We start from the raw sequence: 24,119 nt of genomic DNA, 5'->3' as shown, positions 1-24,119 counted from the left end.
CACTCCGCGCGGGCGGTTGTTCCGGCGGGGGGTGCCGGGGTGCGGGCAAACGTGAAGTGGAATGCGCCGGAAGCGACTTCACCGTCCTCCGGTGAGTAAATGATCTTGAGGAAATTGGGGCGTGTGTCTATTCACGCCCGGCCGGCTTCCCTGATGCCCTGTGAAACCCCGCGAAGGGCTTTGTTTTTACGGGGCGGGGCACCATGAATCGCCTACGCGCGGTAAGTTTCTGGCCATGCCACGTGGACGTCACCGTCATTCCCCGCCCCTGCACAGGATGCTGCCCCCGTCGGCGATCGCAGGCGTCTCCGTCGTCTGCGCCCTGGGGCCCTGGGTGTTCACGCAACCGATGGTGCTTCGTGTCCTGGCCGCGGCCGCCGCGGTCACCGCGGTCGTCGGCGCCGTCGTCATGCGGCACTGGGACGCCCAGGCGGGTAAACGCGTCGCCGATCTCACGCGCGCGCGGGCGAGCGACGAGTGGCGTTTCGAGGAACGGGTCGCCGAACTCGAGTCCGACCTCGAGGAGTCGCGCGAACTGCGGATGAAGCTGGACCAGCGGCTGCGCGCCAAGCGCGCGGAGCTGGCCGGGCTGCGCAACGAGCACGCGTCGCTGCTGCGGAGGTACGCGGCGGCGGAGGTGGAGCGGGCGAGCGTCCTGGAGGAGCGCCGGGTCCTCGAGATAGAGGCCGCGGTCCCGGCCCGCGCGCTGCCGGCGGGGCCGTCGGCGGTGGCCAGGGAGCCGGAATCCGTGGAGGGGGTGGCGGTGACGGAGGACGGGACTGGCGCCGAGGAGACGGAGGCGACGGCTCCCGCGGTCTTCTCGCCGGAGGGGTCCAAGCTGTTCCTGCGGGCCGACGCGGCGCTGTCGCGGCTCGCCCGGGACACCGGCGACGAGGCCGCGGGGACGGACACCGCCGACGCCGCCGGGACGGACGCCGGTGCCCGGCCCGCCGCCGACGCGCCGAAGGCCGGAGCCGCCCCGAAGCGGAACGACGTCCCGAAGGGGGACGGCACCCCCGAGGACGACGGTCCCGAGCCCACCAGGAGGCCCAAGCCGGACCCCGCGCAGGAGGACGAGGCCGAGGGGCAGCCCGAGGCGGCCGGCGATCACGAGCGCGCGGCCGCCTCCACCGCACCGGCCGCCCCTCCGGCCCAGCCCGTGCGGCAGCCCTCCGGGCACTTCACCGTGCCGACCGCGGTCGCGGTCGTACCGCCGACGGCGCCCGCACGGCGCCCCGTGTCCGGGGGCGGCTTCGACTTCTTCGGGACGAAACAGGACACGGACGGGTCCGCCCTGGACACCGTGCAGAACGAAGACCTCGCCGATGTCGTCGGCCAGGAGGCGCTGGCGCTGCACAAGGCCGAGGCCGAGGCGCGGTACAAGCCCGCCGACGAGGCGGCGCGCGGGGTCGGCCAGGTCATCGACCTGACGGAACACGACGAGACCGAGCACATCGACGTCCAGGGCCTGCGCAGCGCGGCGTCCTGACGCACCGGCCACACGGCGGGGCCCCGCGCACGCACCACGCGCGGGGCCCCGCCGCCGTCCCGGGACCGAGCGGCGCCGGCAGGTGCTCCCGCGGCCCGCGGAGGGCACGCGGATGCCGGTCAGGCCATCCAGCGGTCCGGGCGGGCGTCCCTGCGCCCCGTGCGGGATCGTTCCGCCTGGGCCCGCAGCAGGGACGCCGCCTCCGTCGCGTCCCGGAGGCGGGCGGTGACCGACTTGTTCGCGCCGGTGTCCACATGGACGTCGGCGACCCCCCGGGCCCGCTGCCAGGGGCCCTGGACGAGCCGGACGCTCTGCACCTTGGCGTGCGGCACCAGGGACAGGCTGCGGCGCAGCAGGCCGTGACGCGCGGCGAACACCGCGTCGGTGACGGCGAGCCCGTAACCCCGCCACCACACCGGCACGCACCACCGCGCGCGGCGCGGCGGCCTGACCAGCGCCTCGGGCGGGGGCACGCTCACCCCGGGCAGCACCCGCGCGACGACCGACTCGGCGAGCTCACGCGGAGCGACCGGCAGGAGCAGGGAGTTCGACGACCCCGCCACATCGAGCTCCACCCGCACCCAGCCCCGCCGCCGCCACAGCAGCGGCTCGACGAGCCGCACGGTCTGCACGCGGCCCGGCGGCACCGTCTCGTGCGCCCGGTCCAGCAGACCGTGGTCGATGCGCAGCCCGTCGGGCGACTCGCCCAGGGTCCAGTCGTACTCGGTGACGAACCGGCCCACGCTGCTCGCGCCCGCCGCGCCCAGCATCGGCACGGCCGCGGCGAGCACCGTCCACAGGCTGTGGGTGGCCGTCCACAGCAGCGGCACCGCGACGCAGGCGACCACGAGCCAGCCCCAGGTCGCCCCGGTCAGCAGCAGGGAGACGGCGAGCACGCCCGGCGGCACCCGCACCATCCGCCGGGACGGCGCCTCACCCACCTCGTGCGCGGTCTCCGGTGCGAAACCCGCCGCCCGCGCGAGCAGTTCGGCGCGCAGCACCCGCGCCTCGTCGGCGCCGAGGAAGGCCAGCTCGTCCTTCTTGTCGGCGCCTATGACGTCGAGTTTGAGTTTCGCCACGCCCGCGACCCGCGCGAGCAGCGGCTGGGTGACGTCGATGGCCTGGATCCGCTCCAGCCGGATGTGCGCGGTGCGCCGGAACAGCAGCCCGGTACGGATGCGCAACTCGGTCCCGGTCACCGCGAAGTGGGTGAACCACCAGGTCAGGAAGCCGTAGAGGGCGGCGGCCGGGAGGAGCACGGCGAGCCCGATCAGCAGGGTCGTGGTCGTCAGCCGGGTCAGCTGGCGCTGTGCCTGGTCGGGGTCGTGCACCGCCCACCCGATCAGCACCGCGACGGGCGCCCACGCCCGCCTGAACGGCGTGATGGGATGCAGCCGCCGCTCGGTCACGGGCGGCCGGTCGCGTACGTCCTCGTGGACGTCCGGGGCCGTCACAGCCCCGCCGATCGGGCCTCGCCCAGCTCCGTGAGCCGGTCGCGCAGCCGTTCCGCCTCGGCCGGGTCGAGGCCGGGGATGGTCGCGTCGGTCGCCGCGGCCGCCGTGTGCAGCTGGACGCTGGCCAGCCCGAAGTGCCGTTCCACGGGCCCGGAGGTGACCTCGACCAGCTGCATCCGCCCGTACGGCACGACCGTCTCCTGGCGCCACAGGACGCCCCGGCTGATCAGCAGGTCGTCGGCGCGCTCCGCGTACCGCCAGGACCGCCAGTTCCGCTCCAGCATCACCCAGCCCCAGACCAGCAGGGCGAGCGGCAGGGCCGCGAAGGCCGCCCAGCCCGGTCCCGCCAGCAGCCCCGGCACCAGCCCGGTGGCGAGCGTCAGCAGGCCCAGCCACACCACCAGCAGCAGGCGCCGCATGGTCAGCAGTCCCGGGGGCAGGGCGATCCACACCGGTTCGTCCCCCGCGCCCGCCGGCCCCGCCGCCTGCGCCGTCCTGCCCGTTCCCGCTGGCCCCGTGTCGTGCGGGCTCCCCGTCTCCATGGGGCCAGCGTACGTAGGAGAGACTGTGTTCATGACTCCTACGACGGAGACCATGGTCGGCATCGGCGGCGCGGCGGAGAGCACCGACATGGTGCTCAACATCGGACCCCAGCACCCGTCCACGCACGGGGTGCTGCGGCTGAAGCTCGTCCTGGACGGCGAGCGCATCACCCGCGCGGAGCCCGTCATCGGTTACATGCACCGGGGCGCGGAGAAGCTCTTCGAGGCCCGCGACTACCGCCAGATCATCATGCTGGCCAACCGCCACGACTGGCTGTCGGCCTTCTCCAACGAGCTGGGCGTGGTCCTCGCCGTGGAGCGGATGCTCGGCATGGAGGTCCCCGAGCGCGCGGTGTGGCTGCGCACGCTGCTCGCGGAGCTGAACCGGGTGCTCAACCACCTGATGTTCCTCGGCTCCTATCCGCTGGAACTCGGCGGCATCACCCCGATCTTCTACGCCTTCCGGGAGCGCGAGGAGCTCCAGCACGTCATGGAGGAGGTCTCCGGCGGGCGGATGCACTACATGTTCAACCGCGTGGGCGGCCTCAAGGAGGACCTTCCCGCCGGATGGACCACGCGCGCGCGCGGCGCGGTCGCCGACGTGCGCTCCCGCATGGACCGCTTCGACGGTCTGGTGCTCGGCAACGAGATCTTCCGGGGCCGCACGCGCGGCGTCGGCGTGCTGTCCCCGGAAGCGGTGCACGCCTACGGGGTGAGCGGGCCGATCGGGCGTGCCTCGGGCGTCGACTTCGACCTGCGCCGCGACGAGCCGTACCTCGCCTACGGCGAACTGGGCGACGTCCTGAAGGTGGTGACCCGCGAGGAGGGCGACTGCCTCGCCCGCTTCGAGTGCCTCCTGGAGCAGACCCACAACGCCCTCGACCTCGCCGACGCCTGCCTCGACCGGCTCGCCGACCTGCCGCCGGGCCCGGTCAACCAGCGGCTCCCGAAGGTCCTGAAGGCGCCCGAAGGACATACGTACGCGTGGACCGAGAACCCGCTCGGCATCAACGGCTACTACCTGGTCAGCAAGGGTGAGAAGACGCCGTACCGGCTGAAGCTGCGCTCGGCGTCGTACAACAACATCCAGGCGCTCACCGAACTGCTGCCGGGGACGCTGGTGGCGGACATGGTGGCGATCCTGGGGTCGATGTTCTTCGTGGTGGGAGACATCGACAAGTAGGTCCCCCGGCGGGGCGCCGCGGGGGCTCGGCCGTCCCGGTCGCGGTCAGCCGCCGATCACGTCCCCGATCCCCACCGGCTGCACCAGCCACCCGAAGTCGCCGAGTCCGCCGGGCGCGGTGAGTTCGGCGGCCTCCCCGGCGCCCGCGAGGGCGCGCACGTACCCGGCGGGGTCCGTGGACGCCAGGGCGAGCGGGGGGCGTGCGCCGCTCACCCCCAGGGCGTCGAGGGCGTCCCGCTGCGCCAGCAGGCGCGCGCCGGGGAGCGCGCAGGCCGCGGCGCACGCGTCCAGTGCGACATGCGCGGTGATGTCGCACGACCCGTCCGGCACGGGCGCCGTCTCCCGCCCCTCCCGGAACCCGGTGAGCGTTCCGAACGGCGGACGGGCGGCGGCCGTGTGCGCGTAGTCCACGGCGACGGCGAGCCCGCGCGCGACCGTCCCGGCCACCGCCGCCCAGGCCCGGTCCCGGGGCAGCCCGATCTCCGCGCGGAGCCCCTCCTCGGCCGCCAGGGGCCACCACCGCGCCAGCCACGCGGCCTCCGCACCGGTGACCGGCTCCCCGAGCCGCTCCGTCCCGTCCGCCCGCACCAGCACCAGGCGCGGCACGCCCGCCGCGTCCACCTCGGCGACGTCGACGGGCACATTGTCCAGCCACTCGTTGGCGAAGAGCAGCCCCGTGACCCCCTCCGGGGGCCCGGTCCGCCACTCGATCCGGTGATCGAGCCCCGCGGGCCGGCCGGCGAGCTCGACGGCGTACGCCCGCGTGCGCTCCGCCACGCCGGCGGGCAGCGCGGCGAGGACACCCGCGGCCAGCTCGCCCCGCCCGGCCGCCATGTCCACGAAGTCGAGCACCGCGGGCCGCCCCAGTGCCTCGTCCACCCGGCACAGCAGCCGCGCCACGGCACCCGCGAACAGCGGCGAGGCGTGCACCGACGTACGGAAGTGCCCGGCCGGTCCCTCCCCGGGCCGGCGGTAGAAGCCCTCCGGCCCGTACAGGGCCTCCCGGGCCGCCGCCCGCCAGCCCCGCGGGCCCTCTCCGGTCGCAGCCGTCACCGGTTCCGTTCACCCGCCCTCGCGCTCGCCATCCGCCCAGGTTAAGCGCGGGGATATGCCGGGCCTCCACCTTGCGGAGTACGCGTGCCGACCGGGGATCGACCCTCCGGTTGACCCCTGCACGCATTTCGCTTCCCTACGCTGGGTTACGTGCAGCGCCTCTATGACTTCCTCCGCAGACACCCGACATGGGTCGACGGCTTCTGGGCCGTCGTCCTGTTCGGCCTTTCGGTGATCAGCGGAGAGAATACGGAGGCGGCCCGGGGAACGGATCTTCTGGTCCTCACCCTGCCGGTCATGCTGCTGCTGTCGCTGGTCGTCGCGCTGCGCCGCCGCATGCCCGAGCGGATGCTGGTCCTCGCCCTCGCCGTGGGCGCGGGGCAGCTGATCACGGACGTGGCGACGCTGCCCGCCGACTTCGCCCTGCTGGTGATCGTCTACACGGTCGCGGCCGTCGGTGCCCGCTGGGCCTCCCGCCTCGCGCTGACGGCCGGCCTGTGCGCGGCCCCGCTCGCGCAGCTGCGCTGGCCGAACGAGGAGACGGGCACGGCGGGCAATCTCGCCCTGATGATCTTCCAGGCCGTGCCCTTCGCCCTCGCCTGGGTGCTCGGCGACTCCATCCGCACCCGCCGCGCGTACTTCGCGCAGCTCGAGGAGCGGGCCGCCCGCCTGGAGAAGGAACGCGCGGCGCAGGCCAAGGTCGCGGTGGCCGCCGAACGCGCCCGGATAGCGCGCGAGCTGCACGACGTCGTGGCGCACAACGTGTCGGTGATGGTGGTGCAGGCCGACGGCGCCGCCTACGTCCTCGACGCCGCGCCCGACCAGGCCAAGAAGGCCCTGGAGACCATCTCCTCCACGGGCCGCCAGGCCCTCGCCGAGATGCGCCGCCTGCTGGGCGTGCTGCGCACCGGCGAGCACGAGGAGGCGGGCGAGTACGTGCCGCAGCCCGACGTGCGGCAGATCGAGGACCTCGTCGAGCAGTGCCGGGGGTCAGGGCTGCCCGTGGACTTCAAGATCGAGGGCACCCCGCGCCCGCTGCCCAGCGGAGTCGAGCTCACCGCGTACCGCATCGTGCAGGAGGCGCTCACCAACACGCGCAAGCACGGTGGCCCCAACGCGGGCGCCAGCGTGCGCCTGGTGTACTTCGACGACGGTCTTGGCCTGCTCGTGGAGGACGACGGCAAGGGCGCCCCGCACGAGCTCTACGAGGAGGGCGGCTTCGACGGCCAGGGCCACGGCCTGATCGGCATGCGCGAGCGGGTCGGCATGGTCGGCGGAACCCTGGACGCGGGACCGCGCCCGGGCGGAGGATTCCGCATCAGCGTGCTGCTGCCGCTCAAACCCGCGCATTGACGCCTTCGCACGCCCCCTGTTGACACCTGTCACAACCCCTGTGACGACCTGACGACCGAACGGAAGAGACCCGATGACGATCCGCGTGATGCTCGTCGACGACCAGGTGCTGCTGCGCACCGGGTTCCGGATGGTGCTCGCCGCCCAGCCGGACATGGAGGTCGTGGCGGAGGCGGGCGACGGCGTCGAGGCGCTCCAGGTACTGCGGTCCAGCGCCGTCGACGTGGTGCTGATGGACGTCCGCATGCCCAAGCTCGACGGGGTGGAGACGACCCGCCGGATCTGCGCGGACACCGACCCGCCGAAGGTGCTGATCCTGACCACCTTCGACCTGGACGAGTACGCCTTCTCCGGGCTGAAGGCGGGCGCCTCCGGCTTCATGCTCAAGGACGTGCCGCCGGGCGAGCTGCTCGCCGCGATCCGCGCGGTGCACAGCGGCGACGCCGTGGTCGCCCCCTCCACCACCCGCCGGCTCCTGGACCGGTTCGCGCCGATGCTGCCCAGCAGCGGCAAGCAGCCCCAGCACAAGGAGCTGGAACGGCTCACCGAGCGCGAGCGGGAGGTCATGATCCTGGTCGCGCAGGGCCTGTCCAACGGCGAGATCGCGGCCCGGCTGGTGCTCTCCGAGGCGACCGTGAAGACCCACGTGGGCCGCATCCTCACCAAGCTGGGCCTGCGGGACCGGGTGCAGGTGGTCGTCCTCGCCTACGAGACGGGTTTGGTGCGGGCCGGCGGACACGGCTGACCGGTGGCCCGGCCGCCGGTAGGGTCTGCGCATGCTCCTGTGGATCAACGGGCCCTTCGGGGGCGGTAAAACACAGACCGCACACGAGATACGGCGCCGCCTGCCGGGCAGTGTCATCTGCGATCCGGAGTACCCCGGATTCGGCCTGCACCGCATGCTGCCGCCCGCACTGCGCGGCGACTTCCAGGACCTGGCGGCCTGGCGGCAGGGCGTCGTCGAGGTCCTCGACCTCGCCCTGACCCGGCACGAGGGCGTGGTGATCGCGCCGATGACCGTCACCGACTCCGGGCACTTCGCGGAGACCGTCGGCAGGCTGCGCGAACTCGGCCACGACGTACGCCACTTCACGCTCCTCGCCGAGCGTGCGACGGTGCTGCGGCGGCTGCGCGAGCGCGGCTTCGGCCACCTCCTCGGGTCCGTCCTGGGCAACGCCTCGCCGCGCCGGGAGAGCTGGGCGGTGCAGCGGCTCGACCACTGCCTGGAGCGGCTGCGCGAACCGGAGTTCGCCGAGCACCTGTGGACCGACCGCACCACGGTGCCGAAAACGGCGGACCGCATCGCCGTCCTGGCCGGACTCACCCTGCGCCCGAACCACGAGGGCCGGCTGCGGACCCGGCTGCGGCAGGCGGGCGTGGGCATCCGGCACATCCGCCTGGACTGACCGCACGCGCGCCACGGCCCCTCAGCGCAGGATCCCCTCCAGGAAGTCGCTGCCCAGCCGGGCCACGACCGTCACGTCCAGCTGGTGCAGCACGTACCGACCGCGGCGGCGGGTGCTGATCAGCCCGGCCTTCTTCAGCACGCTCAGGTGCCGGGATATCTCCGGCGCCGTCATGCCGTGCACCTGGGCCAGTTCGCTGGTGGTGTACGCGCTGCGGGCGAGATGGCGGCACATGCGCATACGGACCGGATGGGACAGCGCGGTCATCCGCAGGGCCAGCTGGTCGACCGTCGGCGGGGCGGCCGGCTCGGGGGAGCCGACCGGGTAGTGCAGCACCGGCTGCCAGCCGTGCCGGTGGAGCACCATCAGGTGCGGCCGGCCGAGGCTGGTCGGGATCAGCAGCAGTCCGCCGTCGCCCGTGGCCGTACGGCCCTCACCCAGCTTGTCCACGGTGATCAGGCCCGCCGCCTCGTCGAGCGTCACGGCGGGGGACACCGAGGCCAGTGCCTCGGCCAGCCCCCTGTGCCGGAGCAGGTCGGTCTTGAGGCGGGTGTCGGCGGCGAGCTGCCGGCGCAGCCGGGACCACGTCCCGGCGAAGAACGCGTCGTCGCAGTCCTGGAGGAACTGCCGCAGCCAGTCCCTGATCCGCGGCGGATCCGCGAGCAGCCGCTCGGTGAACAGGACCTGCCGCGGCCCCCGCGCGGCGGCCAGCTCCAGCGAGCGGCGGCGCAGCCCCTCGTCGGCGAGCGGGCCGGCCCCCGGCAGGCCGTAGGGCAGGGCGCAGGTGAACTCGAGGGCGGCGTCCACGAACTGCTCGTCGGACAGCTTGTCCAGCAGGTCCAGTTCCTCGGCGAGGGTCCCGCCCGGGAGCGTCCCGCGGCCCGGTGTGCCGGCGCTCGGCAGGAACAGGTCCGAGAACGTCGTCCGCCACAGGAAGTCCGCCTCGCACATCCGGTCCGCGAGATGCGGGTCAAGGCGCGCGGTCACGCCCGTCACCCAGCCCTGGAGCCCCGGATGGTGCGACGGCTCGGACAGCGCGTGCAGCGCCATGCCGAGCTCGGCCAGGGGCGAGGGCACGACGGCGACCCTCTCCGGCCGCAGCCCCGCGATGTCGATGCTCACACCCATGCCCACATGGTGCATGACGGCGTGTCGAAGGACCGTCAGACCCGGAGCAGCCGCCGCGCGAACTCCACCGCCGCCGCCCGCACGTCCTCGGCGCTCCACTCCAGCCCCGCGGCCCGGATGTACACCTCCGTGAAGGACAGGCCCGGACCCTTCGGGTCCCAGTGGTTGGCGAAGAGCGCCGCCCCCGTCTCCTCAGCCGCCGCGATCGCCACCTCGGCGGCCACGTCGGCCTCGTACGGCAGCCACACCTGGAAGTCGTGGGTGTGCGGCACCTCGGGATGGACCCGGAACCAGGGCAGCCCGCCCTCCGCCAGGCCCTCGCGCAGCGCGGCCGCCACCAGGCGCGCGTGCCGGACGTACTCCGGCAGCCGGGGCAGCTCCCGCTCCAGCCCGATCAGCGCCGACAGCGCGGTCGGGAACTGCTGGAACACGTTGCCGCCGTAGCGGTGCCGCCAGGCCCTCGCCTCCTCCACCAGCGTCTCGGGACCGGCCAGGGCGGCGCCGCCGTAGGCGTCGAGGGACTTGTAGAACGACACGTAGACGCTGTCCGCGAGCCCCGCGATCTCCTCCAGCGGCCGCCCGAAGTGTTCGGTGCACTCCCACAGCCGTGCCCCGTCGATGTGCACGACCGCCTCGCGTTCCCGCGCGGCGTCCACCACCTCGGTCAGCTCCTCCCACGTGGGCAGGACGAAACCGGCGTCCCTGAGCGGCAGTTCCAGCATCAGCGCTCCGAAGGGCTCCTCGAAGTCACGCACCTCGGCGGCGGTGGGCAGCCGGGGCTCGCTCGTCATCCGTACCGGCCGCAACCCGCTGACCTGGCTGAACGCGTTCCGCTCGTACACCTCGGGGTGGCTCAGCGGGTGCAGGGCGACCGCCGGGTCGCCGGTGCGGCCGGCCCAGCAGCGCAGCGCGACCTGCTGGGCCATCGTGCCGGTCGGGAAGAACGCGGCGGCCTCGGTGCCGAGCAGCCCGGCGACCCGCTTCTCCAGGGCCTCCACGACACCGTTGCCGTAGATGTCGGAGGTCTCGCCGAGGTCGTACACGCTCCCCGCCGCCTCCAGCAGCGCCAGCCGCTCCGAGAGAGGGGCGAGGAAGCCGAGGCGCGCGAGCACGCGCGGGGCACCGCGCCAGGCGGCGATCCGCCGCTCGCGCAGCGTCGGCCGCGCCGCGCCGCCCGCCTCCGGGCCGGACCCCGGCTCGTCCCGCACCGTCGCGGTGCCTTCCTTGCCGTCCGTATCGGTCATGCGCGCGATCATCCCGCGTGCCCGTCCGCGCGGGCACCCCCATTTCCGCACGCGCGTGTGCCGCGGCGGCGCACGGAAACCCACAGCCTGTGGACAACCGACCGCCCCCGGAACCGATCGCGTTAACATGACGAGAAATCGTCCGGTACCCCGAGCGGACTGGAACGGGAAGGCCGCCGTCGCGTGAACACAACCCCACAGCCCGATCCCAGGGACCGCCCCGCGCGGCTCACCGTCGGCGTCGTCGGCGCCGGACGCGTGGGCCCCGCCCTGGCCGCGTCCCTCCAGCTCGCCGGGCACCGCCCGGTGGCCGTCTCCGCCGTCTCCGACGCCTCCCGCAGGCGCGCCGGGCAGATGCTCCCGGACGTGCCGGTGATGACGCCCGCCGACGTCCTCCAGCGGTCCGAGCTGGTGCTGCTGACCGTCCCGGACGACGCGCTCCCGGAGCTGGTCTCCGGACTCGCCGACACCGGCGCGGTACGGCCGGGCCAGCTGCTGGTGCACACCTCAGGACGGTACGGCGCGAAGGTCCTCGACCCCGCACTGCGCGCCGGTGCCCTGCCGCTCGCCCTGCACCCCGCGATGACGTTCACCGGCACCCCCGTCGACGTGCAGCGCCTCGCCGGGTGCTCCTTCGGCGTCACCGCGCCCGAGGAGCTGCGGCTGGCCGCCGAGGCCCTCGTCATCGAGATGGGCGGCGAGCCCGAGTGGATCGCCGAGGAGAACCGCCCGCTCTACCACGCGGCCCTCGCCCTGGGCGCCAACCACCTGGTCACCCTGGTCGCCCAGTCCATGGAGCTGCTGCGCGCGGCCGGCGTCGGAGCCCCCGACCGGATGCTCGGCCCGCTGCTCGGCGCCGCCCTGGACAACGCCCTGCGCTCCGGCGACGCGGCCCTCACCGGCCCGGTCGCCCGCGGCGACGCGGGCACGGTCGCCGCGCACGTCACCGAGCTGCGCCGGCACTCCCCGGGGGCCGTCGCCGGTTATCTCGCGATGGCCCGCGCGACCGCCGACCGCGCCCTCGCCCACGGCCTGCTGAAGCCGGAACTCGCCGAGGACCTCCTCGGCGTACTCGCCGACGGAGCCGACGGCACCGGAAGCACCCCGGGGGAGTCCCGATGAGCGGCACGCCCCGCCCCACCGCCCACCCCACCCGTACGACGACGCGCGCGTGCCGGAACGGAGCCGCCCGATGACCACCCTGCTGCGCACCGCCGCCGAACTGCACGCACGCGCGCGCACGGGCCGCCGCGCCGTCGTGATGACCATGGGCGCGCTGCACGAGGGCCACGCCACGCTGATCCGCACCGCACGGGACATCGCCGGCCCCGACGGGGAGGTCGTGGTCACCGTCTTCGTCAATCCGCTGCAGTTCGGCGCGGGCGAGGACCTGGACCGCTACCCGCGCACCCTGGACGCCGACCTCGAGCTCGCCGGACGGTCCGGTGCCGACGCCGTGTTCGCCCCCGCCGTGGACGAGGTCTACCCGGGCGGCGAACCCCAGGTCCGCGTCAGCGCCGGTCCCATGGGCGAACGCCTGGAGGGCGCATCCCGCCCCGGCCACTTCGACGGCATGCTCACCGTCGTCGCCAAGCTGCTCCACCTCACCCGCCCCGACATCGCCCTGTACGGCCAGAAGGACGCCCAGCAGCTCGCCCTGATCCGCCGCATGGTGCGGGACCTGAACTTCGGCGTCGAGATCGTGGGCGTGCCCACCGTCCGCGAGGAGGACGGGCTCGCCCTGTCCAGCCGCAACCGCTACCTCTCGCCCGCCGGGCGGCGCACCGCGCTCGCCCTGTCGCAGGCCCTGTTCGCCGGACGCGACCGGCACGCGGCCCAGCAGGCACTGCGCGCGCGTGCCCGCGAGGTGCCCTCCACGCGCGCGCGTGCCGAGGCGCTCAGCGCCATAGGCGAGTCCCGCGCCGCGGCCGACGCGCACGCCGTCGCCACCACCGCCGGCGGCCCGGCGGCCATCCGCGCCGCCGCCCGCCTGGTCCTCGACGAGGCCGCCCGGCTCGACCCGCCCCTCCAGCTGGACTACCTGGCCCTGGTCGACCCGTCCGACTTCACCGAGATCGGCGACGACTTCACCGGCGAGGCCGTCCTCGCCGTCGCGGCCCGCGTGGGCGGCACCCGCCTGATCGACAACGTCCCCCTGACCTTCGGAGCCGCCTCGTGACCAGCACAGGCATACGCCCGCCCGTCGCCCGCCACCACCCTCGGACGAGAGCGCTTCGCGCTCACCCCCGTTTGCACGCGCCCGCGCCCGGGTGGTCCATCGACGCGGACGTCGTGGTCGTCGGCTCCGGCGTCGCCGGCCTCACCGCGGCCCTGCGCTGCGAGGCCGCGGGCCTGAGCACGGTGGTCGTCACCAAGGCCCGCCTCGACGACGGCTCCACCCGCTGGGCGCAGGGCGGCATCGCCGCGGCCCTCGGCGAGGGCGACACCCCCGAGCAGCACCTGGACGACACCCTGGTCGCCGGCGCGGGCCTGTGCGACGAGGAAGCGGTCCGCATCCTGGTCACCGAGGGCCCCGACGCCGTACGCCGCCTCATCGCGACGGGCGCGCACTTCGACGAGTCCACCGAGGGCGGCCTCGCCCTCACCCGCGAGGGCGGCCACCACCGCCGCCGTATCGCCCACGCGGGCGGTGACGCCACCGGCGCGGAGATCTCCCGGGCCCTCGTCGACGCGGTCCGCGCGCGGGGGCTGCGCACCGTCGAGAACGCCCTGGTCCTGGACCTCGTCACGGACGCCGACGGCCGTACCGCCGGCGTCACCCTGCACGTCATGGGCGAGGGCCAGCACGACGGCGTGGGCGCGGTCCACGCCCCGGCCGTGGTCCTGGCGACCGGAGGCATGGGCCAGGTCTTCTCGGCGACGACGAACCCCTCCGTCTCCACGGGCGACGGCGTGGCCCTCGCGCTGCGCGCGGGCGCCGAGGTGAGCGACCTCGAATTCGTCCAGTTCCACCCCACGGTCCTCTTCCTCGGACCTGAGGCGGAGGGCCAGCAGCCCCTGGTCTCCGAGGCGGTACGCGGCGAGGGCGCCCATCTGGTGGACGCCGAGGGCGTGCGTTTCATGCAGGGTCAGCACGAGCTCGCCGAACTGGCGCCCCGGGACATCGTGGCCAAGGGCATCATGCGCCGCATGCGGGAGCAGGACGCCGAGCACATGTACCTCGACGCCCGCCACTTCGGCGCCGAGATGTGGGAGCACCGCTTCCCCACGATCCTCGCCGCCTGCCGCGCCCACGGCATCGACCCGGTCACCGAGCCCGTCCCGGTCGCCCCGGCCGCCCACTACGCCTCCGGCGGCGTCCGCACCGACTCCCACGGCCGCACCACCGTGCCCGGCCTGTACGCGTGCGGCGAGGTCGCCTGCACGGGCGTGCACGGCGCCAACCGACTCGCCTCCAACTCCCTCCTCGAGGGCCTGGTCTACGCCGAGCGCATCGCCACCGACATCGCCCGCACCGGCACCCTCCACCCGCGAGTGCCGCAGCCGCTCCCCACCACGGAGCGCCCCGAGCACCCCCTCCTCCCCCCGGAGGCCCGCTTCACCATCCAGCGGATCATGACCCGGGGAGCAGGCGTGCTGCGCTCCGAGGCCTCCCTCTCCGAGGCCGCGCACCGCCTCCACGAGCTGCACGCCGACGCGCGCGACGCCCTCGACGAGAACGGCAAGACCGCCGAGCCCGGCGTCGACACCTGGGAGGCCACCAACCTCCTGTGCGTGGCCCGCGTCCTGGTGGCCGCCGCGCTGCGGCGCGAGGAGACCCGCGGCTGCCACTGGCGCGAGGACCGCCCCGAGCGCGACGACACCAACTGGCGCCGCCACATCGTCGTACGGCTGAATCCGGACCGATCGCTGGCGGCGCACACCACCGACACCACAGACTTCCCCCCGACCCTCCCTCAGTCCCAGGAGCAGTGACAGCAGTGACCACCCCCGACCTTCCCCTCGTTTCCTCCGGCGGCTGTGGCGACGGCTGTGCCTGCGGCGCCGGCGAGGAGACCTACCTGGAGTGCGGCCTCGACCCCGCCCTCGCCCAGCTCCTGGCCGACGCGGGCCTCGACCCCGTCGAGGTCGAGGACATCGCCAACGTGGCCCTCCAGGAGGACCTGGCCCACGGCGTGGACGTGACCACGGTCGCGACCATCCCGGAGGACGCCGTTGCCACCGCCGACTTCACCGCGCGCGAGGCGGGCACGGTGGCGGGCCTGAGGATCGCCGAGGCGGTCATGTCGATCGTCTGCACGGAGGAGTTCGAGGTCGAACGCCACGTGGAGGACGGCGACCGCGTGGAAGCGGGCCAGACCCTCCTCTCGATCACCACCCGCACGCGCGACATCCTCACCGCGGAACGCAGCGCCCTGAACCTGCTGTGCCGCCTGTCGGGCATCGCGACGGCCACGCGCGCGTGGGCGGACGTCCTCGAGGGCACCGGGGCGAAGGTCCGCGACACCCGCAAGACCACCCCCGGCCTGCGCAGCCTGGAGAAGTTCGCGGTGCGCTGCGGGGGCGGCGTCAACCACCGCATGTCCCTCTCGGACGCGGCCCTGGTCAAGGACAACCACGTGGTGGCAGCGGGCGGCGTCGCCCAGGCCTTCCACGCGGTCCGCGAGCGCTTCCCCGACGTCCCGATCGAGGTCGAGGTCGACACCCTCCACCAGCTCCGCGAGGTCCTGGACGCCGGCGCCGACCTGATCCTGCTGGACAACTTCACGCCCGGTGAGTGCGCGGAGGCGGTGGCCCTCGTCGACGGCCGCGCCGCCCTGGAGGCCTCCGGCCGCCTCACCCTCGCGGGCGCGAAGGCGTACGCGGACACGGGCGTGGACTACCTGGCCGTGGGAGCCCTCACCCACTCCTCGCCGATCCTCGACATCGGCCTCGACCTGCGAGCGGCGGAGTAGGACCGGCCATGCTGCTGACGATCGACGTGGGCAACACCCACACCGTCCTGGGCCTCTTCGACGGCGACGACATCGTCGAACACTGGCGCATCTCCACGGACTCCCGCCGCACGGCCGACGAGCTGGCGGTGCTCCTGCAGGGCCTCATGGGCATGCACCCGCTGCTGGGCGACGAGCTGGGCGACGGCATCGACGGCATCGCGATCTGCGCGACGGTCCCCTCCGTGCTGCACGAACTCCGCGAGGTCACGCGCCGCTACTACGGGGACGTCCCCGCCGTCCTCGTCGAACCGGGCGTGAAGACCGGGGTCCCCATCCTCACCGACAACCCCAAGGAGGTCGGAGCGGACCGCATCATCAACGCGGTCGCCGCGGTCGACCTCTACGGCGGTCCGGCGATCGTCGTCGACTTCGGCACGGCGACGACGTTCGACGCGGTCAGCGCGCGCGGGGAGTACGTCGGCGGCGTCATCGCGCCCGGCATCGAGATCTCCGTGGAGGCGCTCGGCGTCCGCGGCGCGCAGCTGCGCAAGATCGAGGTGGCGCGTCCGCGCAGCGTGATCGGCAAGAACACGGTCGAGGCGATGCAGTCCGGCATCATCTACGGGTTCGCCGGTCAGGTCGACGGTGTGGTCAACCGGATGGCGCGGGAGCTGGCGGACGACCCCGACGACGTGACGGTCATCGCGACGGGTGGGCTGGCGCCGATGGTGCTGGGCGAGAGCTCGGTGATCGACGAGCACGAGCCGTGGCTGACGCTGGTCGGGCTCCGCCTGGTGTACGAGCGGAACGTGTCGCGCCTGTAGCCGGGGGCCGTTGCTTGCGTGGTCCACGGCGTTGGTGCGGACCGGGGGATGGTGGCGCAGCCCGGCGCCAACGGGGTGCCGTCGCGCCCACCCTCCCCCACTCTCGACCTAGCTCGAGCGGAGGGACCCCCATGAGCGGGGGGACCCCCATCGCCCCTGGGGGCCACCTCCCAGGCCCTCAAGGCACTGGGGGAGGCACGACTGCCCGCGTAGGCGGTGGTGGGTCGGCGGAGGCGGCCGGGGCGGCGCAGGGGCGGCCCGCAGGCGCGTACGGCGCGGAGGGGTCGGGGCGGGGGTGTGCGCCCGCAGCGGCTGGTGCGAGTCAGCGCCCCGCACCTCCACCGAGAGGCCCGATCGCGCCAGTCCGAGGACGTACACCCCCGACCCGGCCCCGACCCACCCACCGGCACCAGGCGCTACGCCCACCCCCACCCCCACCCCCCCGACGCAGGCGCGGCATCCCACCCACCCGGGTGGCTCCCCACGCCACACCAACGCCCCATACGCGGTGTTTGTCTGATTAGCGCGTATCGTCGCAGCATGCCCACGCCCTACGGATCCCGCGGCGGCATGGCGTTCGGCGCGGAGGAACTGCGCGTGCTCCGCCGCGCTCTCGCCCTCGCCCTGCACCCCACCCCCGCCTCGGCCGACGACGTCCAGGACTGCCTCCGCCTCGCCGACTCCCTCGACGAGGCATCGCGGGAGAGTGCCCGGCTGCGCGCCTTCCTCCTGGCCGACCTCGGCCGCTACCGCGCCGCGCTCCCCGGCACCGCCGCCGGCTACCTCACGCTCCTGGAGGAGGCGCTGGGCGCCGGATACCGCCCTCATCCCGACGATCTGGCAGCCCTCCGCGCCCTGCGCGGCAACCCCACCGCCGCCGCCCTCCTGCACCACTGCGAGCGCACCCGCCTCACGGCCCTCCCCGGAGGACGCGGAGCCGCCGCCGAGGAACAGGAGAAGAAGAAGCCCGCGGAGAAGCCTCCCGCCCCCCACCCCGCGCCGAACCCCAGCCCCGCCCCCGCTCCCACCCCGTCCCCGGCCCCCGGCACCCCCAAGCCCACCCGCCGCCCCGTCCCCACCCCCGGCGAGGTCTTCCCCCGCCGCAAACCCGCGCCACCCCCGGCCGACCAGCACCTCGCCGCGGGCTGACGGCCCGCCCTGGCTACCCTGGAGCCATGGACTACGTCTCCGCGCTCCTCCCCCCGGCCGTCATGGCCGTCCTCTTCATCGCCGTGATCCGGGTGATCGTGAAGACCCAGGGTGGCGCCAACAAGACCAAGGAGGACGCCGCCGTCGACGCGGCCCTCGCGAGGGCGGAGGGCGCGACACCCTCCCCCAAGACGGAAGCCTGACCACCCCGGCCAGGCCTCCCACCAGCAGGGCCCGCACGGCCCGCACGAGCACACCCAAGGGCGTACGACTCACCCTCGTACGCCCTTTTTCGCCATGTTCGCACCAGTTGATGCCCGCCCGGCACGCCGTGACCGGGATCTCCCACTATTGTTCTGAGTTGTGCCTCGCCCATTGGGAGAACTCGAAGACGCGGTCATGACGCGGGTGTGGAAGTGGAACCGCCCGGTGACCGTTCGGGAAGTCCTGGAAGATCTTCAGAAGGAACGGTCCATCGCGTACACCACGGTGATGACCGTTCTGGACAATCTTCATCAGAAGGGCTGGGTCCGCCGAGAAGCCGAGGGCCGGGCCTATCGATATGAGGCGGTCTCCACTCGCGCCGCCTACGCCGCGGCCCTGATGAACGAGGCGTGGTCGCAGAGCGACAACGCCGCCGCCGCTCTCGTCGCGTTCTTCGGCATGATGAGCGAGGAACAGCGCCGGTCACTCACGGACGCGGTGCGGATCGTCCAGCTCCCCGAAACCCCCGACGAGAGCCCCGACGAGAACCTCGACGAGAACCCCGGAGAGAACCCCGGAGAGAACCCCGGCTCCGCCGGCGGCCACGGCGGACGATAGCGTCCGCTCATGTCAGCAGACAGCCCCGAAGCCGCCGCAAATGCCATCACGGTCCGACGGGCCCGCACCAGCGATGTGCCGGCCGTACGCCGTCTCCTTGACGCCTACGTCCGCGGGGGCATCCTGCTCGACAAAGCGACGGTGACGCTTTACGAGGACATCCAGGAGTTCTGGGTCGCGGAACGGGACGACAACGCGGAGGTGGTCGGCTGCGGCGCCCTGCACGTCATGTGGGAGGACCTCGCGGAAGTCCGCACCCTCGCCGTGAAGCCCGGACTGAAGGGCGCCGGCGTCGGACACCGGGTGCTGGAGAAGTTGCTGGAGACGGCCCGCTGGCTCGGTGTTCGGCGCGTATTCTGCCTGACCTTCGAAGTGGACTTCTTCAGCAAGCACGGCTTCGTGGAGATCGGCGAGACGCCCGTCGACACCGATGTCTACGCGGAGTTGCTGCGCTCCTATGACGAGGGCGTCGCGGAGTTCCTCGGTCTCGAACGCGTGAAACCGAACACCTTGGGCAACAGCCGGATGCTTCTGCATCTGTGATCTGCAGGGGGTGCCCTATGTCCGAAACGCGCATGTTTCCGTACCGGTTGCGGGCAGCAGGTCTCTGCCAGGGGTTTGTGTTTTCACGGCAAAAGCGGTTTGCTTTCCGCAGTACTGCAGTACTGCATATAACAAGGGGCGGCGATACGGCGGACGCCGGCACACCCCGGCCCTCAAGTTATCGATGAAAGGAAATCCGGTGGCACAGAAGGTTCAGGTCCTTCTTGTCGACGACCTCGACGGCGGCGAGGCGGACGAGACCGTGACGTTCGCGTTGGACGGCAAGACGTACGAGATCGATCTCACCACCGCCAATGCGGACAAGCTCCGTGGCCTTCTCGAGCCTTACGTGAAGGGCGGTCGTCGCACCGGGGGCCGCGCTTCGGGTGGGCGCGGAAAGGCGCGTGCTTCTTCCGGTGGCAGCCAGGACACCGCGGCCATCCGCGCCTGGGCGAAGGAGAACGGTTACGAGGTCAACGACCGCGGCCGCGTTCCGGCGTCCATCCGCGAGGCCTACGAGAAGGCCAACGGCTGACCGTCGGCCTCGACGGCGGCGCCCGCACGGGCGCGCCGCAGCCGAACGCGGTGGATCTGCGTCGCCACCGTGTTCACCAGCCGCACGAGATCCGGGGGGCTGTCACGGCCCCCCTTCGCACTCCTCGTGCCCATCGCCGACAGCGTCGGCAGCGGGGCCCCGGCCCCGCGTTCCGGCTCGGGGGGCCGCAGCCACAGGGCGGCCCCCTGCGAACCGCCCGGGACTCCCGCGCCACCGCCACGGGGCCGGCCCTCGCGCGCCTCCCCACCGGGGCCGGCGGGCCGGGGAGCCTCCATGGACCCTCCCGCGCCGATCGCCGTCAGATCCAGGTCCAGCGGTGGGCCCCATTCCAGCCACTCCAGCAGCCCCGGCAACTCCTCCGCGCTGCCCGCGGCGACCAGCAGCCGCATCCGGCCGCCGCACAGGGCCACCGGGAACCCCCGCCCGAGGCGACCGCACCGTCCTTGACGCTCCAGACGCCCGAACGCCGCCCACCCCGCCTCCGCGGGCAGGTCGAGGACGTCGAACCTCACTCCCGCCGCCAGCCGCAGCGGAGCCCCGGGCACCGTGGGCCAGCCCAGGACGTTCTCGTACCAGTGCCTCACCTCGTCGTCACCCGGCGCGAGCGGTGGACGGGGAAGCGGTACGCCGGCGGAGCGGGGGCCAACCATGCCCCGCGCAACCGTCCGGAACCCCGGCGGGTTACGGTGGGTCGCGTGATGTGAGCACACAGTGTCGAACCAGGGGGCGCGTGGGGGTGCGGGGAGGCGCAAGGTTGTTCGCCCGTAGCGGAGGGAACCCGTGCACTCGGCATGGACCGTCCGTAGCAGCGGGTAAGACATCCCTAGTGGGAGGGGGCGACACGCAGGGTGGGACGTCTCCCGTTCGCCATGGGCGTACTGGCGATGGGGGTAACTGCCTGGCCTGCGGGAACATCGTCTCGCACCATCGGGTTGGAGCAGATGTCGGCGTTAGCGGGGTCAGGAGGCCATCGACGGTGTCGGCAGTTGGAATGAGCGGTCCCCGCTTGCGGGACTAAGCTGCGGAAGGACAGGGAGGGGAAGTTCCCCCCACTGCCTGACCGCTCTGAGGAGCGATTAACGATGTTCGAGAGGTTCACCGACCGCGCGCGGCGGGTTGTCGTCCTGGCTCAGGAAGAAGCCCGGATGCTCAACCACAACTACATCGGCACCGAGCACATCCTCCTGGGCCTGATCCACGAGGGTGAGGGTGTCGCCGCCAAGGCCCTTGAGAGCCTCGGGATTTCGCTCGAGGCGGTCCGCCAGCAGGTGGAGGAGATCATCGGGCAGGGCCAGCAGGCCCCGTCGGGTCACATTCCCTTCACCCCCCGTGCCAAGAAGGTCCTGGAGCTCTCGCTCCGCGAGGCCCTTCAGCTGGGCCACAACTACATCGGCACGGAGCACATCCTGCTCGGCCTGATCCGTGAGGGCGAGGGCGTCGCCGCCCAGGTCCTGGTCAAGCTGGGCGCTGATCTGAACCGCGTGCGGCAGCAGGTGATCCAGCTGCTCTCCGGTTACCAGGGCAAGGAGACCGCCACCGCCGGCGGTCCTGCCGAGGGCACCCCCTCCACGTCCCTGGTCCTCGACCAGTTCGGCCGGAACCTGACCCAGGCCGCTCGTGAGTCCAAGCTCGACCCGGTCATCGGGCGCGAGAAGGAGATCGAGCGGGTCATGCAGGTGCTGTCCCGCCGTACCAAGAACAACCCGGTGCTGATCGGTGAGCCCGGCGTCGGCAAGACCGCCGTCGTCGAGGGCCTCGCGCAGGCCATCGTCAAGGGCGAGGTGCCCGAGACCCTCAAGGACAAGCACCTCTACACCCTGGACCTCGGCGCGCTGGTCGCCGGCTCCCGCTACCGCGGTGACTTCGAGGAGCGCCTGAAGAAGGTGCTCAAGGAGATCCGCACCCGCGGCGACATCATCCTGTTCATCGACGAGCTGCACACGCTGGTCGGTGCGGGTGCCGCCGAGGGCGCCATCGACGCCGCCTCCATCCTGAAGCCGATGCTGGCCCGCGGTGAGCTCCAGACCATCGGCGCCACCACGCTGGACGAGTACCGCAAGCACCTGGAGAAGGACGCGGCCCTCGAGCGCCGCTTCCAGCCGATCCAGGTCGCCGAGCCGTCCCTGCCGCACACGATCGAGATCCTCAAGGGCCTCCGTGACCGTTACGAGGCGCACCACCGCGTCTCCATCACGGACGAGGCCCTGGTCCAGGCCGCCACCCTGGCCGACCGCTACATCTCGGACCGCTTCCTGCCGGACAAGGCGATCGACCTGATCGACGAGGCCGGCTCGCGGATGCGTATCCGCCGGATGACCGCGCCGCCGGACCTGCGCGAGTTCGACGAGAAGATCGCCGGTGTCCGCCGGGACAAGGAGTCCGCGATCGACTCGCAGGACTTCGAGAAGGCCGCCTCCCTGCGCGACAAGGAGAAGCAGCTCCTGGCCGCCAAGGCGAAGCGGGAGAAGGAGTGGAAGGCCGGCGACATGGACGTCGTCGCCGAGGTCGACGGCGAGCTGATCGCCGAGGTCCTCGCGACCGCCACCGGCATCCCGGTCTTCAAGCTCACGGAGGAGGAGTCCAGCCGTCTGCTCCGCATGGAGGACGAGCTGCACAAGCGGGTCATCGGCCAGAACGACGCCGTCAAGGCGCTGTCCAAGGCGATCCGCCGCACCCGTGCGGGTCTGAAGGACCCGAAGCGTCCGGGTGGCTCGTTCATCTTCGCCGGTCCGTCCGGTGTCGGTAAGACGGAGCTGTCCAAGGCGCTCGCGGAGTTCCTCTTCGGTGACGAGGACGCGCTGATCTCCCTCGACATGTCGGAGTTCAGCGAGAAGCACACGGTCTCGCGTCTCTTCGGTTCGCCCCCCGGCTACGTGGGCTACGAGGAGGGCGGTCAGCTGACGGAGAAGGTGCGCCGCAAGCCGTTCTCGGTCGTCCTCTTCGACGAGGTCGAGAAGGCCCACCCGGACATCTTCAACTCGCTGCTGCAGATCCTGGAGGACGGTCGACTGACCGACTCCCAGGGCCGGGTCGTGGACTTCAAGAACACGGTCATCATCATGACGACCAACCTCGGCACCCGGGACATCTCCAAGGGCTTCAACCTGGGCTTCGCCGCCGCGGGTGACACGAAGACCAACTACGAGCGCATGAAGAACAAGGTCTCGGACGAGCTCAAGCAGCACTTCCGTCCCGAGTTCCTCAACCGCGTCGACGACGTGGTGGTCTTCCCGCAGCTGACCCAGGGCGACATCCTGCGGATCGTCGACCTGATGATCGACAAGGTGGACGAGCGCCTGAAGGACCGGGACATGGGCATCGAGCTCTCCCAGTCCGCGAAGGAGCTGCTGGCCAAGAAGGGCTACGACCCCGTCCTGGGCGCCCGGCCGCTGCGCCGGACCATCCAGCGGGAGATCGAGGACTCGCTGTCGGAGAAGATCCTCTTCGGCGAGCTGCGTCCCGGTCACATCGTGGTCGTGGACACCGAGGGCGAGGGCGAGTCCCAGACCTTCACCTTCCGCGGCGAGGAGAAGTCGGCCCTGCCCGACGTCCCGCCGATCGAGCAGGCGGCCGGCGGAGCCGGCCCGAACCTGAGCAAGGACGCGTAGGCGCCGCGCTCGGCCTGAACGGACAAAGGGGTCTGCCCCGGGACATGCGTCCCGGGGCAGACCCCTTTGTCCGTGGCTGCGGCCGGTTCAGGACAGCCGGCCGTCGTAGTCCGGCAGCTTGAAGGTCTTCTCGGCGTGGCCGCCCGACAGGTCGGTGGGGCTGTTGCCGATGTTGGCGATGATCGTGTAGCCCTTCCGTTCGATGGCGACGCGCTGGGCCGTCTTGTAGTCGGCGACGTTCTTGAACAGGTCGAGGAAGCCGCGGACGTACAGGCCGGAGGACTCGTAGCCGGCCTGGTCGAGGTTCCACTCGGTGGGCGCGTGGATGATGCCGGGACGGGCGGTCACGAAGAACAGGTCGACACCGCGTTCCTCGGCGTACCGGGCGACCTCCAGAACGGGCTCGTTGGCCGGCTGGGGGAAGCTGAAACCGAAGTCGGTCTCCAGGGCCGTGTTGTCGATGTCGAGCACGATCGCCTGCTTCTCGCCAGGCCCGGTGTCCGCGATCCGCTGCTTCAGATAGGGCAGGGCCTGGTCCATGACCGCCCTGCAGTCCCGCTGCCAGGTGTCGTAGTCGACGTCCGCGGCGGTGGCGGCCGGGGCCGCGGTGACGACGGCGGGGGAGCCGGAGGGGGTCGTGGCCTCGGCCGGTGCGGCGAGGGCCACCAGAGCGGTCGCGGAAACGGCGGTCACCGATACGCGGCGCAACAGGGGGCGTCGGCTTCTCATATCGTGGGGGGTCCTCTCACGTCCGTGACGCTGCCAACATGTCGTGTGCATGTTCGTGTGCGAGGGTGACGCGAGGTGAACCGTAGGGTTACCGGACGGTAGGTGCATAGAGGCCTGCGCCACATTTCTGGCGCGGCA

General features: G+C 72.7%; 23 protein-coding genes. 16 read left to right on the top strand and 7 right to left on the bottom strand.

Annotation, left to right across the window (positions count from 1 at the left end; translation table 11 throughout):
* The first annotated feature begins 235 nt into the window (after window positions 1–235).
* Window positions 236–1,489 (top strand): hypothetical protein, encoded by a 1,254-nt coding sequence (locus F1615_RS33085; RefSeq protein WP_244328932.1) that lies wholly within the window; start codon window positions 236–238, stop codon window positions 1,487–1,489.
* A gap of 119 nt (window positions 1,490–1,608) precedes the next feature.
* On the opposite strand, the gene F1615_RS33080 is transcribed toward F1615_RS33085, so the two are convergent.
* Both F1615_RS33080 and F1615_RS33075 read right to left on the bottom strand, forming a co-directional pair.
* Entirely contained in the window at window positions 1,609–2,943 is a 1,335-nt protein-coding gene (locus F1615_RS33080; protein WP_149552734.1) for a PH domain-containing protein, read from the bottom strand.
* Window positions 2,940–3,485 (bottom strand): PH domain-containing protein, encoded by a 546-nt coding sequence (locus tag F1615_RS33075; RefSeq protein WP_149552733.1) that lies wholly within the window; start codon window positions 3,483–3,485, stop codon window positions 2,940–2,942. The genes F1615_RS33080 and F1615_RS33075 overlap by 4 nt, the downstream gene beginning before the upstream one ends.
* A 31-nt stretch (window positions 3,486–3,516) precedes the next feature.
* Between F1615_RS33075 and F1615_RS33070 the strand changes: the two genes are divergently transcribed.
* Window positions 3,517–4,668 carry an NADH-quinone oxidoreductase subunit D gene (locus tag F1615_RS33070; RefSeq protein WP_149552732.1) on the top strand — a complete coding sequence of 384 codons (1,152 nt, stop codon included), beginning with the start codon at window positions 3,517–3,519 and terminating at the stop codon, window positions 4,666–4,668.
* Window positions 4,669–4,713: 45 nt separating this feature from the next.
* On the opposite strand, the gene F1615_RS33065 is transcribed toward F1615_RS33070, so the two are convergent.
* Window positions 4,714–5,721, bottom strand: a complete 1,008-nt coding sequence (locus F1615_RS33065; protein ID WP_149552731.1) for an SAM-dependent methyltransferase — start codon at window positions 5,719–5,721, stop codon at window positions 4,714–4,716.
* Window positions 5,722–5,871: 150 nt separating this feature from the next.
* On the opposite strand from F1615_RS33065, the gene F1615_RS33060 reads away from it, so the two are divergent.
* The 3 genes from F1615_RS33060 (at window position 5,872) to F1615_RS33050 (ending at window position 8,480) form a co-directional block, all read left to right on the top strand.
* Entirely contained in the window at window positions 5,872–7,074 is a 1,203-nt protein-coding gene (locus F1615_RS33060; RefSeq protein WP_149552730.1) for a sensor histidine kinase, read from the top strand.
* 73 nt (window positions 7,075–7,147) lie between these two features.
* A complete protein-coding gene (locus tag F1615_RS33055) occupies window positions 7,148–7,819 on the top strand; it encodes a response regulator (RefSeq protein ID WP_149552729.1) in 672 nt (223 codons plus the stop codon).
* Window positions 7,820–7,850: 31 nt separating this feature from the next.
* Entirely contained in the window at window positions 7,851–8,480 is a 630-nt protein-coding gene (locus F1615_RS33050) for an AAA family ATPase (protein WP_149552728.1), read from the top strand.
* Between the two features lie 21 nt (window positions 8,481–8,501).
* Here the strand turns inward: F1615_RS33050 and F1615_RS33045 are convergent, their stop codons facing one another.
* A complete protein-coding gene (locus tag F1615_RS33045; protein WP_149552727.1) occupies window positions 8,502–9,608 on the bottom strand; it encodes a DUF5937 family protein in 1,107 nt (368 codons plus the stop codon).
* A 35-nt stretch (window positions 9,609–9,643) separates the two neighbouring features.
* Complete coding sequence (locus F1615_RS33040) at window positions 9,644–10,864, bottom strand: threonine aldolase family protein (RefSeq protein WP_149552726.1); 1,221 nt, start codon at window positions 10,862–10,864, stop codon at window positions 9,644–9,646.
* Window positions 10,865–11,035: 171 nt separating this feature from the next.
* Here F1615_RS33040 and F1615_RS33035 point away from each other — a divergent pair, with 171 nt between their 5' ends.
* From F1615_RS33035 to F1615_RS32990, 10 genes are all read left to right on the top strand, one after another.
* Window positions 11,036–11,974, top strand: a complete 939-nt coding sequence (locus F1615_RS33035) for a Rossmann-like and DUF2520 domain-containing protein (protein ID WP_149552725.1) — start codon at window positions 11,036–11,038, stop codon at window positions 11,972–11,974.
* 70 nt (window positions 11,975–12,044) lie between these two features.
* Complete coding sequence (gene panC / locus F1615_RS33030; RefSeq protein ID WP_149552724.1) at window positions 12,045–13,031, top strand: pantoate--beta-alanine ligase; 987 nt, start codon at window positions 12,045–12,047, stop codon at window positions 13,029–13,031.
* Between the two features lie 11 nt (window positions 13,032–13,042).
* Window positions 13,043–14,788 (top strand): L-aspartate oxidase, encoded by a 1,746-nt coding sequence (locus tag F1615_RS33025; RefSeq protein WP_149552754.1) that lies wholly within the window; start codon window positions 13,043–13,045, stop codon window positions 14,786–14,788.
* A gap of 5 nt (window positions 14,789–14,793) precedes the next feature.
* Entirely contained in the window at window positions 14,794–15,768 is a 975-nt protein-coding gene (gene nadC / locus F1615_RS33020) for a carboxylating nicotinate-nucleotide diphosphorylase (RefSeq protein WP_149552723.1), read from the top strand.
* A gap of 8 nt (window positions 15,769–15,776) precedes the next feature.
* Complete coding sequence (locus F1615_RS33015; RefSeq protein WP_149552722.1) at window positions 15,777–16,574, top strand: type III pantothenate kinase; 798 nt, start codon at window positions 15,777–15,779, stop codon at window positions 16,572–16,574.
* A 540-nt stretch (window positions 16,575–17,114) separates the two neighbouring features.
* Window positions 17,115–17,723 carry a hypothetical protein gene (locus tag F1615_RS33010; protein ID WP_149552721.1) on the top strand — a complete coding sequence of 203 codons (609 nt, stop codon included), beginning with the start codon at window positions 17,115–17,117 and terminating at the stop codon, window positions 17,721–17,723.
* 26 nt (window positions 17,724–17,749) lie between these two features.
* A complete protein-coding gene (locus tag F1615_RS33005) occupies window positions 17,750–17,926 on the top strand; it encodes a hypothetical protein (RefSeq protein WP_149552720.1) in 177 nt (58 codons plus the stop codon).
* 196 nt (window positions 17,927–18,122) lie between these two features.
* The gene (locus F1615_RS33000; RefSeq protein ID WP_244328931.1) at window positions 18,123–18,545 is read left to right on the top strand and encodes a BlaI/MecI/CopY family transcriptional regulator; all 423 of its coding nucleotides are present in this window, start codon (window positions 18,123–18,125) and stop codon (window positions 18,543–18,545) included.
* Between the two features lie 9 nt (window positions 18,546–18,554).
* Window positions 18,555–19,088 carry an amino-acid N-acetyltransferase gene (locus F1615_RS32995; protein WP_149552718.1) on the top strand — a complete coding sequence of 178 codons (534 nt, stop codon included), beginning with the start codon at window positions 18,555–18,557 and terminating at the stop codon, window positions 19,086–19,088.
* Between the two features lie 199 nt (window positions 19,089–19,287).
* The gene (locus F1615_RS32990; RefSeq protein ID WP_037939819.1) at window positions 19,288–19,623 is read left to right on the top strand and encodes a histone-like nucleoid-structuring protein Lsr2; all 336 of its coding nucleotides are present in this window, start codon (window positions 19,288–19,290) and stop codon (window positions 19,621–19,623) included.
* Here F1615_RS32990 and F1615_RS32985 read toward each other — a convergent pair.
* Window positions 19,602–20,294, bottom strand: coding sequence for an SCO3374 family protein (locus F1615_RS32985; protein ID WP_149552717.1), 693 nt, complete (start codon window positions 20,292–20,294; stop codon window positions 19,602–19,604). The genes F1615_RS32990 and F1615_RS32985 overlap by 22 nt on opposite strands.
* A gap of 432 nt (window positions 20,295–20,726) precedes the next feature.
* Here F1615_RS32985 and F1615_RS32975 point away from each other — a divergent pair, with 432 nt between their 5' ends.
* Window positions 20,727–23,252 carry an ATP-dependent Clp protease ATP-binding subunit gene (locus F1615_RS32975; protein ID WP_149552716.1) on the top strand — a complete coding sequence of 842 codons (2,526 nt, stop codon included), beginning with the start codon at window positions 20,727–20,729 and terminating at the stop codon, window positions 23,250–23,252.
* 87 nt (window positions 23,253–23,339) lie between these two features.
* On the opposite strand, the gene F1615_RS32970 is transcribed toward F1615_RS32975, so the two are convergent.
* Window positions 23,340–23,981 (bottom strand): HAD family acid phosphatase, encoded by a 642-nt coding sequence (locus F1615_RS32970; RefSeq protein WP_167533927.1) that lies wholly within the window; start codon window positions 23,979–23,981, stop codon window positions 23,340–23,342.
* Window positions 23,982–24,119: the final 138 nt, after the last annotated feature.

This window comes from Streptomyces marokkonensis, assembly GCF_008312835.1.
GTDB classification, from domain to species: Bacteria; Actinomycetota; Actinomycetes; order Streptomycetales; family Streptomycetaceae; genus Streptomyces; species Streptomyces marokkonensis_A.
The sequence above is the reverse complement of the archived record's forward strand: the minus strand, read 5'-3'. Positions and strand labels throughout refer to the sequence as shown.

What these genes read in the sequence shown, in the direction of transcription:
- F1615_RS33045 (WP_149552727.1), bottom strand. Translation starts at nt 9,608, where the DNA reads ATGGGTGTGAGCATCGACATCGCGGGGCTGCGGCCGGAGAGGGTCGCC.
- F1615_RS33005 (WP_149552720.1), top strand. Translation starts at nt 17,750, where the DNA reads ATGGACTACGTCTCCGCGCTCCTCCCCCCGGCCGTCATGGCCGTCCTC.
- F1615_RS33070 (WP_149552732.1), top strand. Translation starts at nt 3,517, where the DNA reads ATGACTCCTACGACGGAGACCATGGTCGGCATCGGCGGCGCGGCGGAG.
- F1615_RS32975 (WP_149552716.1), top strand. Translation starts at nt 20,727, where the DNA reads ATGTTCGAGAGGTTCACCGACCGCGCGCGGCGGGTTGTCGTCCTGGCT.
- panC (WP_149552724.1), top strand. Translation starts at nt 12,045, where the DNA reads ATGACCACCCTGCTGCGCACCGCCGCCGAACTGCACGCACGCGCGCGC.
- F1615_RS33040 (WP_149552726.1), bottom strand. Translation starts at nt 10,864, where the DNA reads ATGATCGCGCGCATGACCGATACGGACGGCAAGGAAGGCACCGCGACG.
- F1615_RS33015 (WP_149552722.1), top strand. Translation starts at nt 15,777, where the DNA reads ATGCTGCTGACGATCGACGTGGGCAACACCCACACCGTCCTGGGCCTC.
- F1615_RS33010 (WP_149552721.1), top strand. Translation starts at nt 17,115, where the DNA reads ATGCCCACGCCCTACGGATCCCGCGGCGGCATGGCGTTCGGCGCGGAG.
- F1615_RS33000 (WP_244328931.1), top strand. Translation starts at nt 18,123, where the DNA reads ATGACGCGGGTGTGGAAGTGGAACCGCCCGGTGACCGTTCGGGAAGTC.
- F1615_RS33050 (WP_149552728.1), top strand. Translation starts at nt 7,851, where the DNA reads ATGCTCCTGTGGATCAACGGGCCCTTCGGGGGCGGTAAAACACAGACC.
- F1615_RS33085 (WP_244328932.1), top strand. Translation starts at nt 236, where the DNA reads ATGCCACGTGGACGTCACCGTCATTCCCCGCCCCTGCACAGGATGCTG.
- F1615_RS32970 (WP_167533927.1), bottom strand. Translation starts at nt 23,981, where the DNA reads ATGAGAAGCCGACGCCCCCTGTTGCGCCGCGTATCGGTGACCGCCGTT.
- F1615_RS33075 (WP_149552733.1), bottom strand. Translation starts at nt 3,485, where the DNA reads ATGGAGACGGGGAGCCCGCACGACACGGGGCCAGCGGGAACGGGCAGG.
- F1615_RS32995 (WP_149552718.1), top strand. Translation starts at nt 18,555, where the DNA reads ATGTCAGCAGACAGCCCCGAAGCCGCCGCAAATGCCATCACGGTCCGA.
- F1615_RS32985 (WP_149552717.1), bottom strand. Translation starts at nt 20,294, where the DNA reads ATGGTTGGCCCCCGCTCCGCCGGCGTACCGCTTCCCCGTCCACCGCTC.
- F1615_RS33055 (WP_149552729.1), top strand. Translation starts at nt 7,148, where the DNA reads ATGACGATCCGCGTGATGCTCGTCGACGACCAGGTGCTGCTGCGCACC.